This window comes from Thalassotalea hakodatensis, from assembly GCF_030295995.1.
GTDB classification, from domain to species: Bacteria; Pseudomonadota; Gammaproteobacteria; order Enterobacterales; family Alteromonadaceae; genus Thalassotalea_C; species Thalassotalea_C hakodatensis.
Genome location: NZ_AP027365.1, coordinates 1,024,183 through 1,040,634, shown reverse-complemented (window position 1 = coordinate 1,040,634; position 16,452 = coordinate 1,024,183). Strand labels below are relative to the sequence as shown.

The following is a 16,452-nucleotide window of genomic DNA, read 5'->3' as shown; positions in this document are numbered from 1 at the left end:
CATGCAGGGTAATAATTTCGTCAAAAAGTTGACTTAACCATTATTCTGCTTTGTAATGGACTAAATAATAATAATACGTAACGTATTTATAGGTAGTGTTAAGTGCGTCTTTCTATTTCTAAATTTTTGTTCTGTAAAGATAAAAACATATTTTCCACACTCGTATTTCTTGCCGCAATTTTTCCAACTTTTTTACATGCTTCAACACAAATAAACCAACATGGCACGCCGCTTACCGTTCAGCACTTAAAGCCTGCCCAAGGTTTGTCACAAAACTATGTTTTTGACATGGTGCAAGACAAAGATGGCTTTATTTGGGTTGGTACTGATGATGGATTAAACAAATACGATGGTAAAACCTTTAAACAATATCGTTTCAATTCACTTGATGCACAATCGCTCGCCGGCAATAGTATTCGAAACTTACTAATCGATTCAAATAATAACTTATGGATTGGTACTGACAACGGCGTTAGTATTTACAATACCGAATTAGATAACTTCACCACATTTCGCGCAGAACAAGGTAATGATAATACGCTTACCGATAATTTTGTTTGGCAAATTTATGAAGATGCCAACCACAATATTTGGGTCGCGACCGAAAATGCATTACATCGTTTTAATAAAGAAGAACAATCATTTACTCATATAAAAGTCAGAAAAATTTCAGACAACACCTTATTAAATTTCAATGCGATAAGAACTTTCTTCCAAGATGAAAAAGGCAATTATTGGATCAGTAACTACGATGGTGACTTTTATATTTTAACGCCAAACTTAACACCAGATACAGTATTAACCAACCAAATAGCTGAAACATTGGTCGGCCAAACTTTTAAAATTCGTCAAATTGAATACCACCAGCGTAAAAACCATTATTGGATTGCCGTCGATAATAGCATTGTCATACTTGATAGTAATTATGACCTTTACCGTCAATACGACTTAAACCAAACAAATAGTGCAGTGACTGAAATTAGAAGCTTTGGCAAGCTGAACGATGCACTATACTGGGTTGGCACCGACAATGGCCTTTATTCTATTAACCCTTTAGAAGATAAAGCGTTTAAACATCAGTTTTCAAATATTACCCCGCATGCCTTCAATACTAATATAATTAAAGTGTTTATCGATAATGAAAAACATATTTGGATTGGCAGTTTTAACGGTTTAATGAAAGCCAATTATTCCTCTTTGCTAATTTCTCATAGTAAAAACTTAGCAACTCCAATTGTTGAAAACATTGAGAATATCACGGCTGTTGAAGAACACATTTTATTTTCTAAAGATGGTGAACTGGCGCTTTTCAATACGCAATCTAACACCCATAAAAACATTCCACTAGCACATCCAGTTGATCAAATATTTCAAACAGCCGAAGACACCTACATTGTTTCAATGCACAATGAGCTTTTTCGATTTAACAGCAAAACATTGATACCTGAAGAAATTCAGCCTTGGACAACTTCAAAACGACATCAACTAGGTATTAACCTCATTGGCCTACAAAACAAAATTTGGTACATAGAAGACTCAGGAAATCTCTCTTCTTTTGATTTATTGGATTTTTCCACACAGCCTCATTTAAACAAGAAGAAGTTTTTAAATTTATCGGCCACTAAAGATGGTAATTTGCTGCTAATTTCTACAAAAAAAGAACTTTTATATTATCAAGTTGATTCAAACTCAGTGAAAGAGTTCACGCTCAAAAATAAGCATAACTTCATTTTTGAAGACATCATTACTATCAAAGATACGACAAAGTATTTAATTCTTGGCTCAAATTCGCAAGGTGCATTAGTGGTGAACAAAGCCAATGGTCATGGCACTTGGTTTAATGAAACATCTGGATTACTCAATAATTATATTAACGCTATAGTACTAGATAGTAATGGAAACGCTTGGCTAAGTAGCAACAAAGGGTTTAGTTTTATTGATCTACAAACATTAGATGTAAGAAATTTTTATAAAGATTATAATCTTGAAAATAATGAAAATTATGCCCATAGCTCAACGATAGATACCAATGGCAATATTTACTTTGGTGGAAATAACGGCTTCAATTGGTTTACACCAGACAAATTACTCGCTTTTACTTTTGAAATTTCTCCCCCCGTACTCACTTCATTATTAATCGCAAATAAAGAAGTATTGGTAACTTCAACGCCAACCAAAGATCAATTTACTTTATCCGCTCAGCTTAATACCCTAAAAGAAATTACCTTAGCGCATGTTCACTCCCCTTTTAGTATTGAATTTATATCACCAAATGCTAGCTTGCCCGAACAACTTGGCTATCAATACCGCTTAATAGGTGTTGATGATAATTGGCTAACAGCAACCGCAAATAATTTACGAGCAACCTATACCAATTTAAGTGCTGGCAGTTATGTTTTTGAAGTTCAGGCTTATGACCGCTATTCGCCAAAAACGTATACGGCTAATAGTTTAGCGATAGAAATACTGCCCCCTTGGTGGTTATCGAGTAGTGCAATTCTTGTTTATAGTCTCGTAGTACTATTGGCACTATCTTATTTATTACAACAATTTAGACATAAAAGAATTTATCACTTACAAATTAAAGAAAGTGAAGAGCGCCTTAAACTATCACTCTGGGGTAGTGGCGATGAAATGTGGGACTGGAACATTAAAAACGGTAAAATTTATCGCTCTAATATTTGGGGTACGCTTGAATTTCCACAAGATGGCAAGCGCAACTTAGGTAATAACGATGATAATGAAACCAATGTAAACAAAGGTGATATCACACGGATAACTAAAGCACTACAAGATCACTTTGACGAAAAAACAGAACATTTCGAAGCTACCTATCGTGTTAAGAACAAACTAGGTAATTGGATTTGGATTTTAGACCGCGGCAAAATAGTTGAACGCGATGAGAAAAATAACCCTGTTCGAATGACTGGAACATTAAAAGACATCAGTCAAATAAAGAAAGCTGATGAGCGCTTAAAGTTATTTGCCAAATGCTTTGAAAACATCTCAGACGCTGTAGTCATTTACGATCGTCAATTTTTTGTTGTGGATATCAATAAAGCTTTCCAACGTATTACCGGTAAAACTAAAAAGCAAATGATTGGCGAACCATTAACCTTCAGGCAATACCCTGACAGTTTCGCTAATACAGTTAAACAACACTTGTTAACCAAAGGTAGTTGGCACGGTGAAATAGAAAGTAAACGTGATGACGGTATGCTTTATCTTACCGATCTAAACATTGATATAATTCGCGATGAAAATAGCAGCATTTCTCACTTTGTCGGTGTTTTTTCAGATATTACCAAACGTAAAGAAACCGAAGCAGAATTACGAAAACTGGCGAACAGCGATACGTTAACAGGTTTACCAAACCGCTCATATTTCCAAGCAAACCAAACCAGATTAGTAAAAAATAAAGTATCTCATGCATTACTTGTTTTTGATTTAGATAATTTCAAAAAAGTGAACGACTCTATGGGGCATGAAGTTGGCGATGTTTTATTGTGTAAAGTTGCTGAGCGAATAAGAACGGTTGGTAGATCACAAGATACCGTGTATCGATTAGGGGGGGATGAGTTTAGTATCATCGTTGAAAACACTAACGATATCCATACGATCACAACCATCGCAAAAAATATACTACGCACTATTGCCCAACCATTAAGATTAAAAAATCACGAGATCGTACTTTATTCAAGTATTGGTATTGTACTTTATCCTGAAGATGGTGCTACTCCGCAAGAATTACTTAAAAATGCTGACACCGCGATGTACCACGCAAAAAATGCTGGTGGCAATCGTTATAAGTTCTTTAATAGCTCCATGAATGAACAAGCAGTGAAGCGTTTACAAATAGAAGGACTTATTCGACATGGCTTAAAAGAAGATTTCTTCTCTGTGTTTTATCAACCCAAAATTGAAATCAAAACAGGTAAAATAGCGGGTATGGAAGCGCTGGTTCGATTTGAAACCCCATCTAAAGGCATTATTAGCCCATTGACTTTTATCCCTGTTTCCGAAGAAACCGGCCAAATCATTGACATAGGAGAAGTCGTTTTACGTAAAGCATGTTATGCCACCAAAGTATGGATTGATGCCGGCTTATTCGACGGACGTATTGCTGTAAACTTATCTGCAGTACAATTTACCCAACCTAATTTAGTTGGCATGATTGCAGAAATACTTGCTGAAACAGGCTTACCGGCAAAACACTTAGAGCTTGAAATTACCGAAGGAACGGTGATGGACTCGCCTCAACAAGCCATTGATACCATGTTACAAATTCGTGCAATGGGCATACATTTATCACTCGATGATTTTGGTACGGGTTATTCATCATTGGCTTACTTAAAGAAATTCCCGCTGAATACGTTAAAAATTGATAAAGCCTTTGTTGATGATATAGAACAGTCAGAGCAAGGTCGAAATATGGTAGCTACTATTGTTACCATCGCACACAACCTAAGCTTACAGGTGGTTGCTGAGGGCGTAGAAACCAATCAACAATTAAGCTTTCTGTCCGGTTTACGCTGTGAACAGTTACAAGGTTATTTGTACAGTAAACCATTAGCAACAGAAGATTTCCGTCGTTATTTAGTGTCCCATCAAATTACTGACAAATCTACGTCGTTTAACCGTTCATAATAATGAACGCCGTATTTTTAGCCGTCAGATTTATGACGGCTAAAAATAAACGCGAGACTCACTGCTCTCTGACCCTCTACTTATACTGATATTACACATATTTTCCACATTGGCACATTAATCGCTTATTCCTAGTTGCGTTTACAATCATAACCAATAAAGGAAAATAAAAAATGTTAAGTTCAATCATCTTATCTTTGGTAGTTAATACATCACCGACTCCTGTAGTTGATCAAGATTCATTAACCATTGAACAAGTAGGTAGAAAAGTAAGTACAGTGCGTATTAATAATGATTTTGCTGTTGAAAAAACAGGCCGTAAGGTAAGTACTGTTCGTATTAGTAATGACTTTGCCGTTGAAAAAACGGGTCGTAAGGTAAGTACTGTTCGTATTAATAATGACTTTGCCGTTGAAAAAACGGGCCGTAAAGTAAGTACTGTTAGAATTTAAGGTGTAAATATGTTGAGATTTATCAAGAATATCTTCGCTATCGCACCAAAAGAAAATGCGATTGCAGCGAAAATTATCATTAAAGAATTACCAGCTGCTACGTCATTATAGTATGCAACAAAACACTATCATAATCGCTACAAGGAAGTTAGCGGCTATAATCCTTCTACGTTAATTAATAAGACTTAAGCACGCAGAATAAGTGCATTCCAACCAAATAAACTATTCACTTTCATTCGTTTTTTCATACAAAACATTGGCCAAACAAATGGACCAAACACAAAGCCAGCAAATGCCCAACGCCTCCGACCCAAGCCACTTGTAAATGCCTGACAATAAAAGAATAAAGCTGAGAATAACGCTAATACAGGAATTAAAAACAACATAACAATTAGTTCCAATGCGACTTATAAAGATGAATTGGCGCGTATTATAGACAATTAGAGCATTTATTCAACAACTTTAGAGTATTTAAACTAATACCAATTCGCATAAATATTTAATGCGCTTAATGTGTAATAATTGGCTCAAAAAAAGAGGCAATAAATTGCCTCTTTTTATTTACCTCTGATTAACAAACTGGCAATAATTCACCTAGTCGTTATAAAACGTTTCACCTTGATTTGCCATATTTACTAATGACTCACTCGGTGCATATCTATCACCATATAACGCTTTAAATTGATTTAGCTGTGTCACAACTTTCTCAATACCTAAAGTGTCCATATAGCGGAAAGGTCCCCCTAAAAATGGCGGAAAGCCAATGCCAAATATAGCCCCAATATCACCATCTCGCGCATTTCGAATAATACCTTCTGCTAAACACTCTGCTGCTTCATTTAACATCATATAGATGCATCGCTTTGCGATTTCTTCCGAGGCTAACTTACCTTGCGGTGAAATATTTAATAACTGATAGACACTCTGATCAACTTCTTTCTTCTTAACGTCATAACGATAGAAGCCCTTTTTCGCCTTCTTACCTAATCGACCATCATCAATTAACTTATCAAAGGCTTCGGGTGGCGCAAATCGTTCGCCTAACTCTGCTTGCAAAATAGGACCGATTTTAGCACCAACATCAATACCAACTTCATCAAGTAACTGCATAGGGCCAACTGGAAATCCCGCATTTACTAACGCACGATCTAATTTATCTATCGGCTCGCCCGCTAGTAATAAAATAGCCGCTTCATTCATGTATGGCGCTAAAATGCGATTAACATAAAATCCTGCTTTATCTTTAACAACAATTGGTGTTTTACCTTGTTTTTTAGCAAGGGCTACTGTTGTTGAAATCACTTGTTCAGAGGACCCTTCATGGGGAATGATTTCAGCCAGTGGCATTTTGTCTACGGGTGAAAAATAATGTAATCCAATAACATTTTCTGCACGCGTTGCTTTTGCTGCAATCTGCCCAATAGGCAAGCTTGAAGTATTACTGGCAAAAATGGTTGAAGAAGCACAGTGTTGTTCAATGTCTTGCACCATGCTTTGCTTTAACGCAAGATCTTCAAAAACCGCTTCAATAACAACATCCACATCATGAAAACCAGAATAATCCGTCGTACCTGTCATCATTGCCATTTGCTTTTGCATTTCGCTTTTGCGCATAAAGCGGCGTTTCACTTTTTTATTTAATAAGTCATAACCATATTTGAATGCGTTTTTCAGACCTTGATCACCAATATCTTTAATACGTACCGGCAATTTAGCTTTCGTTGCAGTGACAAATGCAATCCCGCCGCCCATAAGACCACCACCAAGCACAGCTACTTTTTTTATTGTACTTGGTTCTACTCCTGCGACACCTTGCTCTTTCTTCATCTCGGTAGTGGCAAAAAATATTTGTCGTAATTGATACGACTCAGGTGTCATCACTAATTCGCCGAACAGGTCAGCCTCTAATTGAAACCCTTTCGCCGGAGATTGTTCTACGCCCATTTTTACACATTTTATAATGTTTAATGGTGCGGGATAATTACCTTTTGTTTTTTTATTTACCGTTTTAATGGCTTGATCAAATAACACTTTACGGCCAATAGGTGTTTTTTCAAGCGCCTTACCTACAAGGTTTAATTTTACTGGTTTATAATGGTTTTTACCTGCTCTTATTTTTCCAGACAGTACCATTTTTTCGGCAACATCAATCAACACTGTATTTGGCACAACATCATCAACTAACCCTGCTTTTAATGCTTGTTTCGCGCGTAATTGTTTACCTGTCAGCATCATATCTAACGCTTTTTGAATACCGACTAGCTTAGGCAATCTTTGTGTACCGCCACTTCCTGGTAACAAACCTAATTGTACCTCAGGTAAACCAAGCGCTGTTTTAGGGCTATCTGAACAAACTCTTGCATGACATGCCATCGCAAGTTCTAAGCCACCACCTAAGCAAGCACCATTAATTGCTGCGATCACAGGAATGTCGAGGGAGGCCAATTGATCAAAAATCATTTGTCCTTGTCTGGATAGCGTTGTCGCTTCTTGTGCTGTCTTACAGCTTGCTAGCATGTTTATATCAGCGCCAGCAACAAAGGAATCTTTTTTGCCACTGCAAAGCACAACCCCAAGCAACGAGGTATTCGCTTTAATTTCTTGTAAAATTGTCGCAATTTCGTCTGCAAATGCTGACTTCAATGTGTTCATCGACTCGTCAGGCACATCCATCACTAAATGGGCAACATTATTGTCTTGAATCGATAAAGTAAACGTTGTTGTATCTGTCATTATTCTGTCTCCAACACCATTGCTGCGCCTAAGCCACCTGCAGCACAGGCGGTTGTCAAACCAACTCCACCACCTCTGCGACGTAACTCGTTAAGCACCTGAGTAATTAATCGGGTTCCTGTCGCCGCAAAAGGATGGCCGTATGCCAATGAACCGCCCATGACATTAAAAATGTCCATATCAATTTCACCAATTGCTTTGTCACGACCTAAATGCGTTTGTGCGAATGTCTTACTGCCAAACATTTTAACATTCGCTAACGCTTGCGCGGCAAAAGCTTCATGCATTTCTATCAAGTCTAAGTCTTTTAATTCCATGCCCGCTCGTTTAAGTGCGATAGGTGTTGCAAAACTTGGCCCCATCAGCATATCTTCCCACACATCGATGGCAGCAAAACCAAAGCTACGAATATAACCTAGCGGTTCATACCCTAATTCTTTTGCACGACCTTCTCGCATTAATAAAATAGCTGATGCGCCATCAGTCAATGCTGTACTGTTAGCAGCTGTAACCGTGCCATGTTTACGATCAAATACAGGGCGTAATTTTGCATAACTTGCTAGATCTGAATTTTCTCTAATGCAATTATCTTTATCTATATAGTGCTTGTAAGGTTCAACATGTGCGGTCATCACCTCATTAGCAAGTTTACCGTCTTTCCAAGATTGAGTAGCTAATTCATGCGAGCGATGAGCTAGTGCATCTTGATCTTCACGAGTAATACCGTAAGTTTTTGCCATTTGTTCAGCGGTTTGCCCCATTGAAAGCCCCGTTGAGTATTCAGCAACCGCTGGCGGAACTGGCAATAAGTCTTTGAAACGAAGGGTTTTCAATAAAGATAATTTCTGGCCCAATGTTTTAGTCTTACTCAAATCAAGTAACGTTCTCGCGAATTTTTTTGATACCCCTATCGGCGCTACGGACAATGAATCTGCGCCTCCAGCAACTCCTATGTCCACCACGCCTGAAAGTATCGATTCAGCAACATTAACCGTTGACTGAAAACTTGTCGCACATGCGCGTGATACACTGTAAGCATCAGTATGAACATTCATACCAGTGCCTAAGACAATTTCACGAGCAATATTAGGTGCCTCAGGCATTTGAACCACTTGACCAAAAACTAGTTGGTCGATAAGTTTAGGGTCAATTTCAGTTTTATTGATTAATTCATTAACCACAATTTTCCCAAGATCTAATGCAGGAATCCCGTGAAAAGCAGTTGCTTGTTTCGCGAAAGGTGTTCTCAAACCAGCAACAACGGCAATACGTTCACCTGAAGCTGTTTTTAATGATAGTGACATGATGTTTCCTTATTGCAAAGAGGTCTGACCTCTTTATTTTTCAATTCATTCTAACGACATTTACAAGGAATTCAACTCACTATATAGGCTAGTTAACGCATTTATAATATCAAGCTAGTGAGTGTTCTCCCCACAAGTATATGAAATTCTGACGATTATGCTAAAATGATGTCGATAAAAAAACGTTACAATTTAGTAGTAGCTCTTGTTTTTGTATTAGGGAACCATATATCAAAACAAGAGTCTGAAATCTTCAGTAAAAATTCATTAACGAAAAAAGAACAATTATCATGGCTATTGAGTATTTTTCATCGCTTAAAGAACATTTATCCGCACAAATTGTTGGACAAGAAGCATTAGTTGAAAACCTATTGATTGCCTTATTGGCAAACGGACATTTAATCGTTGAAGGGCCTCCTGGGCTAGCAAAAACACGCGCAGTAAATGCTCTAGCGCAAGGCGTAGAAGCAGACTTTCACCGCATTCAATTTACACCTGATTTGCTACCCGCTGATTTAACAGGCACGGATATTTATCGTCCTGAAGATGGCAGTTTTGTTTTTCAATCGGGCCCCTTGTTTAGAAACTTAGTACTGGCCGATGAGATTAACCGAGCGCCGGCAAAAGTTCAATCGGCACTATTAGAGGCCATGGCCGAAGGCCAAATTACCGTTGGTAAAAACACCTATAAACTGCCAGATTTATTTCTCGTTATGGCTACACAAAACCCTATTGAGCAAGAAGGAACGTACCCACTTCCTGAAGCACAGTTAGATCGGTTTCTTATGCACTTAGAAATTGACTACCCTGATGCACAAAGTGAGCTTGAGATTTTAAAAATCAATCGTGGTGAAGCGTTAAATAAACCCGTAGAAAAGATCAGCCAAATTTCACAAGCAGATATTTTTGCTGCAAGAGAACAACTACTGCAAATACATATGTCTCCTGCGATTGAAACATATATCGTCGATTTAATTATGGCAACGCGCCAACCGGAAAAGTACGACGATAAATTAAAACAATGGTTAGCCTATGGTGCTAGTCCACGAGCTACCATTGCATTAGATCGTTGCGCCAGAGCACGCGCTTGGCTACACGGACGAGATTTTGTCGGGCCAGATGACGTTCAAGCTGTTGTTCATAATGTATTACGCCATAGACTTCTACTGACCTATCAAGCGGAAGCAGAAGGGATTACGACGAATGATCTGCTAGATCATATTCTTACTCAGGTAGCTGTGGGTTAATTATTGTTACATGTGGTTTAAGTCTAAAACACCAACAGCGACCTTTGATCCTAGCCAGCAATTAGCCAGTTTAATGGCTAACGGTGTATCTATTACGATCAATGAGCTGCTTCAATACCAAAATAAAGCTTCGCTTATTAATCTTACGGCAAATAAAAACTTACACGGACAATTAGCGGGTAACTATTTAGCTCGCACTAAAGGTCGTGGTATGGAATTTGATGAAGTAAGGCATTATCAAACAGGCGATGATATTCGCACCATAGATTGGCGTGTCACTGCTCGAACGGGTGAAACACATACCAAATTATTTCGTGAAGAAATAGAGCGCCCTGTGATTGTGGCAACTGATTTAAGCAGTAATATGTTGTTTGGCAGTAAGTTATTGTTCAAATCTGTTCAGGCTGCGCATTTAGCCGCGTTATTGGCATGGCATACCAAACAACGCGGTGATCGTTTTGGCGGTATTGTGTTTAACGAATCCTCTCATACCGAATTGAAACCACGAAGCAGACAGCAAGGCGTGTTACATTACCTTCATGCCTTAACGACATGTCATCAACAATCAAGCTTGTTATTGGCACAAGATAGTCCAGATGTTGACGAAAAAACACATGCATTCGCGCAAAACTGTTTACGATTAAGACAGGTTTCTCGCCCGGGCAGTTTAGTGTATTTTATTACCGATGGTCATCATACATCAGATGAAGCTATACGGCACTTAGCCAATATTAACCGCCATTGTGAATTAGTAGTTTGCTTGATCTCAGATCCACTTGAACACCAGTTGCCTTCGGTAAAAACAAAAGTAAATGTCAGTATTACTGACGGACAGCATAAACAACAATTAACCCTAGGCGATCAAAACACAGCAGCGGAATATGCAGCGCATGCTCAATCGCTGATCTCTGAAAAAGAAGCCCTACTTGAGAAAGCAGGTGCTCGTTTGTTGCATTTTTGTGCCGGACAATCATTAGAACAACAAATCAAAAACGGAGTTGCACCATGGATCCGTTAGCCCAATTAAAAGACATTCATTTACCAGAGCAAGTCCATCAATGGCCTGTTGCAATGGGATGGTGGCTGCTATTAACAGCGCTCGTTATCTTGTTAATTATTGTCATGATTAAAATCGTGCAAAAAAGAAAACTGCTTGCTGATAAAAAACAAGCGATGACGTTACTCAACTCAACAGACATGAATGCAGAGCAAATTATTGCAACACTAAAGTGGCTTTCTATGCGTTACTTTCAACGAGGCCATGTTGCGAAGCTTCATGGTAAAGCGTTTGCCAATTTTTTAATTTCAGTTATGCCAGAGAAAAAACAAGCATTAATTGCTGAAAACTTGCCAGAACTGTTAATAGCGCACTATCGCAACGCAAATGATGAAGAAGCATTAAATGAACTGAAACAACAAGCGATATTATGGATAAACTGTGCATTACCGCCCAAAGCAGAATCTAAACCAACGCAACTGGAGCCTGCTCAATGATCGAATTAGCATTGCCTTGGGTGTTATTAGCACTGCCTTTGCCATTAATCATGTATTTTCTACCCGCAACCGCAAGCAATGAAGCTGCGCCACTGAAAATGCCGGTTTTAGTCTCTTCAAACACACCTAAAACCTTATTAGGTAATCAGAAGAAAACACCTATATCATTGCTGGCATTATTATGGGTTTTACTGGTAGTTTCAGCGAGTCAACCACAGTGGTTAGGCGAGCCTGTAAATATTCCCACTGAAGGACGAGAACTTATGGTTGCCGTCGACCTGTCTGGCAGTATGCAAGTGGAAGACATGAGCTTAAATGGCGCAACCGTTAATCGTCTTGATATGTTAAAAGTACTATTAGGAGACTTTATTGATCGCAGAGTTGGTGATCGCATCGGTTTGATCTTATTCGGTGATGACGCCTATATGCAAACGCCCATGACTTTTGATAGAAAAACCGTCAAACAGATGCTCGATGAAACGGTACTAGGTTTGGTTGGTAAGCAAACTGCAATTGGTGATGCTATTGCGCTTTCCGTTAAACGTTTTGCCGAAAAGAAAGATTCAAACCGCGTTCTCTTGTTATTAACTGACGGTCAAAACACCGCGGGTAAAATATTACCTGAACAAGCACTAGAATTAGCTGTTGCGAAAAACGTGACGATTTATTCTGTTGGTATTGGTGCTGATGTGATGATCCAACGTTCGTTATTTGGTAAACGCCGCGTAAATCCATCAAGTGAGTTAGATGAAGAAACATTAACTAAACTTGCTGTAGATACCGGTGGTAAATACTTCCGCGCACGAAGCAGTGAAGACATGGAAGAAATCTATCAATTACTCGATCAACTAGAGCCTGTTGAGCAAGAACAGCAACAAATGCGACCATTAACCGCCCTGTTTTATTACCCTTTAGCATTTGCTGCTATTATCGTTTTTAGTTACATTTTATGGTTAAATATTTCAATATATCGACCAATAGGAAAATCAAAAAATACACAAGTAGTAGGTGATAATAATGGCTGATTTTCACTTCATTCGACCTTGGTGGTTGTTAGCTACCGTAGGGTTAATTATTACCCTTTATTTACTGAAGAAACATAATGTTAATCAATCGGGTTGGCAAAAATTAATTCCTAAACATTTAGCAAATGTACTCATCGAAGGCAAACAGAGTGCAAAGGGGTTATCGTTAACTATTCCCTTTTTAATAGGATTATTAGCGATCGTGGCACTTGCTGGCCCAACCTGGAAAAAATTACCCCAGCCTGTATATCAATTGGCACGTGGTTCGGTGTTAATTATGGATATGTCGTATTCAATGTATGCAACTGATATATCCCCTAATAGGTTAACCAGAGCTCGCTACAAAGCCATAGACTTATTAGAAAAATTGAACGAAGGTGAAATAGGCTTAATCGCTTATGCAGGCGATGCTTTTACCATTAGTCCATTAACAGAAGATATTAACAACATTGAATTACTGTTACCGTCTTTAAGTCCAGATCTTATGCCTGCTCTTGGTAGTAACCCATATGCAGCTTTGGCTTTAGCCAGCGATATGTTAAAAAATGCTGGTCATGTTGAAGGCGATGTCTATTGGTTTACTGACGGCATTGATCAAGAAGATGTACAAGATCTCACGAATTGGGTCAGAGAAAACCCATATCGTTTAAATATAATGGGGATCGGAACAACCGCTGGTGCGCCAATAAAATTACCGAATGGTCAATTACTCAAAGATAACAGTGGTGCGATTGTGGTACCCAAGTTATCAGAAAACTTATTATCCACCGTTGCAGCACAAGGCAAAGGACAATATGCACGCATGGTAAACAGTAATCAAGATATTGACACCATTGTATTACCGCCAATAAAGCACGATGCAGAAAGTAACAATGAAAGTTCACAGACCGGCGATCAATGGCAAGAGTTTGGACCTTACCTAGTGTTATTAATGTTACCTTTAGTTTTGCTATATTTCCGTCGTGGAAAACTACTTACCCTAGTACCTATTTTATTCTTAATGACACCAAGCAAGCCCGTTTATGCTGACTTCTGGCAGAATTTATGGCAAACGAAAGATCAACAAGGTCAAGCCTTATACAACGCTAAAGATTATGAAAAAGCTGCCAATACTTTTGAAGATCCAATGTGGCAAGGCAGTGCACATTACCAAGCGGGTAACTATCAAGCAGCACTTGACGCATTTTCAAAGGGTAACAACGCCGATGCTTTATTCAATCAAGGAAACGCACTGGCTAAATTACAACAATTCGACGAGGCACTTGCTGCCTACGATAAAGCGTTAGAGTTAAACCCAAAGCTACAAGACGCCAAAGAAAATAAAGCGTTGGTAGAACAATTAAAACAGCAACAAGAACAACAACAAAACCAAGATAATCAACAGAATAAAGATCAAAATCAACAAGAAGAAAATAACGAACAACAAAGCGATCAAAACCAACAACAAGAACAAGAAAAAAATCAGCAGCAAAGTGAAGACCAACAAGAGCAAAATAAAGAACAGCAACAACAGGCAGCTCAAGACCAGCAAAAAGAGCAAGAACAAGAGCAAAATCCTGAACAAGAAAATCAAGCCCAAGAAAAGCCTGAGCAGCAACCCGAGCAGCAACAGGAACAACAAGCTAAGGCAGCTAAAGCCCAACAAGAACAAGAAATGGAGCAAAAGCATCAGCAACTGTTAAATAAAGTCACTGATGATCCTTACTTATTATTGCGTAATAAAATGCAGTTGGAATATCAAAAACGTCGTCAAAATAGAACCAGCGTAGGAGCACAGAAAAAGTGGTAAAAGTTTTAACCGCCCTTTTAACGTTATTTATTACAGTAAATGCGTACGCGTTAACTGAAGTTACTGCAACTATCGACAAAAACCCAGTGATTGTTAATGAGTCATTCGTATTAACGGTAGTCGCAAATGATGATGTTGACACGAACGCTTTAGATACATCAGCGTTGATGCAAGATTTTATCGTAGGCCGTACCTCAGTTAGTTCGCAAACGAGCATGGTAAACTTTAAAACAACTCGCACCACCCGTTGGACGACAGTATTAATTGCCAGAAAGGCAGGAAATTACACGATTCCACCACTAACAGTGGATGGCGTAACCACCAAACCAATAGACGTAAAAGTCATTAACGCAAGCGAAAACAATACCGACACACAGCAAACGTTGTTTATCACAACGGATATTTCTGCAAAAGATGTCTATGTTCAACAACAATTAACGTTGACCATTAAGTTACATTTCGCTGCGGAATTAAAAAGAGGCAGCCTAACAGAACCCGAACTTGAAGGCGCAAATATCACTCAAGTAGGTAAAGACAAGGAAGGTGAAACAATCATCAATGGCATTCGTTATCGAGTTATTGAACGAACCTATGCTATTAGCCCGCAAAAAAGCGGTGAATTTACGTTAAAATCACCAGTATTTTCAGGCGAAATCATGGTGCCTTCAACGCGTAGAAATAGCTTTTTAAGCTTTGCAGAAACGAAACCTGTCAGTGTCATCGGAGAAGAAATTCCCATTAACGTTAACGCGATTCCGACAAACTATCAAGGTACATGGTTACCTAGCGAGTTATTATCCATTCACCAAGAATGGCAGCCAAACGTTACGGAGTTTAAAGTCGGTGAACCCATTACACGGGTGATCACATTAACCGCTGCGGGGCTATCAGAAGAACAGTTACCAGAATTAGAAATGTTATTACCTGCAGGGTTGAAGGTATACCCAGATCAAGCTGAACTTCACACAGGTATGAATAACAATCGATTAGTCAGTCAAAAGGTTCGTAACTTTGCCATCGTTGCCAATAAACCTGGAAATTACCAGTTGCCTGAAATGGTTATCCCTTGGTGGAACACCGTGACCAATGAATATCAAGAAGCAGTCATTCCAGCACAAATTATTACCATAGCGGCGAATACTGAACAACCTGAGTTTGTTTTACCACCAAACGAAGCACAAATAACGCCAACACAAACCCCGATTGAAAAAACAGTATACGTAGAAAAAGCCTCTATACTTCAATGGGTATTTCTCGCATTGTGGCTGTTAACATTATTGGCATGGTTGATTACGTATCAAAAACAAAAAAGTACGCAAAAAACAGCGGTTGTATCCAAGGTAAATGATCACTACTTAGGACTTTTAGCGGCCTGTAAAAAACATAATAGCGAACAAGTTTTTACCCATTTACTGCCTTGGTATAACAGTTTAAATCTACAATCAGTTTCTACTATTAGTCAGTTACTAGCATCAACAAATAATCAACCGCTTATCGCTGCCATTGAAGAACTGCAACTTGCAAAATATGGACAAGCCCCCATTGCATGGCAGGGTGACAATCTAGCGAAAGCAATCCAGCAAGTAAATAAAACCCAAAGTACACAACAACAGAACAATGGTTTTCAACTTAACCCATAAGCTTAGTTGTGCATTAGCGGTCAATGTTAAAATGAGAAAGCAGCGAAGAGATGCCCTCTAACTGCTTTCTTTACTTCGTACATACAGCCCTCTCCAAATACCCTATAATTAGAGCAACGCA

At 38.6% G+C, this 16,452-nt stretch carries 11 protein-coding genes; 8 read left to right on the top strand and 3 right to left on the bottom strand.

All coding sequences use genetic code 11. The annotated features are described in order from the left end of the window. Nucleotides 1-102 precede the first annotated feature (102 nt). Entirely contained in the window at nucleotides 103-4,647 is a 4,545-nt protein-coding gene (locus QUE72_RS04480; RefSeq protein WP_286271810.1) for an EAL domain-containing protein, read from the top strand. Between the two features lie 173 nt (nucleotides 4,648-4,820). Then, on the top strand, nucleotides 4,821-5,099 hold the full coding sequence (locus QUE72_RS04475; protein ID WP_074500574.1) for a hypothetical protein: 279 nt from the start codon (nucleotides 4,821-4,823) through the stop codon (nucleotides 5,097-5,099). Between the two features lie 185 nt (nucleotides 5,100-5,284). Here QUE72_RS04475 and QUE72_RS04470 read toward each other — a convergent pair whose 3' ends face one another. The 3 genes from QUE72_RS04470 to fadI all read right to left on the bottom strand — a co-directional run bounded on the left by QUE72_RS04470 (nucleotide 5,285) and on the right by fadI (nucleotide 9,136). Beyond that, entirely contained in the window at nucleotides 5,285-5,485 is a 201-nt protein-coding gene (locus QUE72_RS04470) for a hypothetical protein (protein WP_286271809.1), read from the bottom strand. Nucleotides 5,486-5,693: 208 nt separating this feature from the next. Further along, nucleotides 5,694-7,832, bottom strand: a complete 2,139-nt coding sequence (gene fadJ / locus QUE72_RS04465) for a fatty acid oxidation complex subunit alpha FadJ (RefSeq protein ID WP_286271808.1) — start codon at nucleotides 7,830-7,832, stop codon at nucleotides 5,694-5,696. Further along, nucleotides 7,832-9,136, bottom strand: a complete 1,305-nt coding sequence (gene fadI, locus QUE72_RS04460) for an acetyl-CoA C-acyltransferase FadI (RefSeq protein WP_074500577.1) — start codon at nucleotides 9,134-9,136, stop codon at nucleotides 7,832-7,834. Before fadI ends, fadJ begins: the two co-directional genes overlap by 1 nt. Before the next feature lie 290 nt (nucleotides 9,137-9,426). Between fadI and QUE72_RS04455 the strand changes: the two genes are divergently transcribed. Genes QUE72_RS04455 through QUE72_RS04430 form a run of 6 tightly spaced genes read left to right on the top strand, consistent with a single transcriptional unit; the run spans nucleotide 9,427 to nucleotide 16,331 of the window. Beyond that, nucleotides 9,427-10,383, top strand: a complete 957-nt coding sequence (locus QUE72_RS04455; RefSeq protein ID WP_074500578.1) for an AAA family ATPase — start codon at nucleotides 9,427-9,429, stop codon at nucleotides 10,381-10,383. A gap of 10 nt (nucleotides 10,384-10,393) precedes the next feature. Further along, the gene (locus QUE72_RS04450) at nucleotides 10,394-11,401 is read left to right on the top strand and encodes a DUF58 domain-containing protein (RefSeq protein WP_074500579.1); all 1,008 of its coding nucleotides are present in this window, start codon (nucleotides 10,394-10,396) and stop codon (nucleotides 11,399-11,401) included. Continuing rightward, nucleotides 11,389-11,877, top strand: coding sequence for a DUF4381 domain-containing protein (locus QUE72_RS04445; RefSeq protein WP_074500580.1), 489 nt, complete (start codon nucleotides 11,389-11,391; stop codon nucleotides 11,875-11,877). The genes QUE72_RS04450 and QUE72_RS04445 overlap by 13 nt, the downstream gene beginning before the upstream one ends. Continuing rightward, the gene (locus QUE72_RS04440; RefSeq protein ID WP_286271804.1) at nucleotides 11,874-12,902 is read left to right on the top strand and encodes a vWA domain-containing protein; all 1,029 of its coding nucleotides are present in this window, start codon (nucleotides 11,874-11,876) and stop codon (nucleotides 12,900-12,902) included. The genes QUE72_RS04445 and QUE72_RS04440 overlap by 4 nt, the downstream gene beginning before the upstream one ends. Further along, complete coding sequence (locus QUE72_RS04435; RefSeq protein WP_286271801.1) at nucleotides 12,895-14,691, top strand: vWA domain-containing protein; 1,797 nt, start codon at nucleotides 12,895-12,897, stop codon at nucleotides 14,689-14,691. Before QUE72_RS04440 ends, QUE72_RS04435 begins: the two co-directional genes overlap by 8 nt. Then, a complete protein-coding gene (locus QUE72_RS04430; protein WP_286271798.1) occupies nucleotides 14,685-16,331 on the top strand; it encodes a BatD family protein in 1,647 nt (548 codons plus the stop codon). The genes QUE72_RS04435 and QUE72_RS04430 overlap by 7 nt, the downstream gene beginning before the upstream one ends. The last annotated feature ends 121 nt before the right edge of the window (nucleotides 16,332-16,452 follow it).

Excerpts from the sequence above, each read along its gene's own strand:
- QUE72_RS04475 (WP_074500574.1), top strand. The coding sequence starts at position 4,821 with ATGTTAAGTTCAATCATCTTATCTTTGGTAGTTAATACATCACCGACT.
- QUE72_RS04470 (WP_286271809.1), bottom strand. The coding sequence starts at position 5,485 with ATGTTGTTTTTAATTCCTGTATTAGCGTTATTCTCAGCTTTATTCTTT.
- fadJ (WP_286271808.1), bottom strand. The coding sequence starts at position 7,832 with ATGACAGATACAACAACGTTTACTTTATCGATTCAAGACAATAATGTT.
- fadI (WP_074500577.1), bottom strand. The coding sequence starts at position 9,136 with ATGTCACTATCATTAAAAACAGCTTCAGGTGAACGTATTGCCGTTGTT.
- QUE72_RS04455 (WP_074500578.1), top strand. The coding sequence starts at position 9,427 with ATGGCTATTGAGTATTTTTCATCGCTTAAAGAACATTTATCCGCACAA.
- QUE72_RS04450 (WP_074500579.1), top strand. The coding sequence starts at position 10,394 with ATGTGGTTTAAGTCTAAAACACCAACAGCGACCTTTGATCCTAGCCAG.
- QUE72_RS04445 (WP_074500580.1), top strand. The coding sequence starts at position 11,389 with ATGGATCCGTTAGCCCAATTAAAAGACATTCATTTACCAGAGCAAGTC.
- QUE72_RS04440 (WP_286271804.1), top strand. The coding sequence starts at position 11,874 with ATGATCGAATTAGCATTGCCTTGGGTGTTATTAGCACTGCCTTTGCCA.
- QUE72_RS04435 (WP_286271801.1), top strand. The coding sequence starts at position 12,895 with ATGGCTGATTTTCACTTCATTCGACCTTGGTGGTTGTTAGCTACCGTA.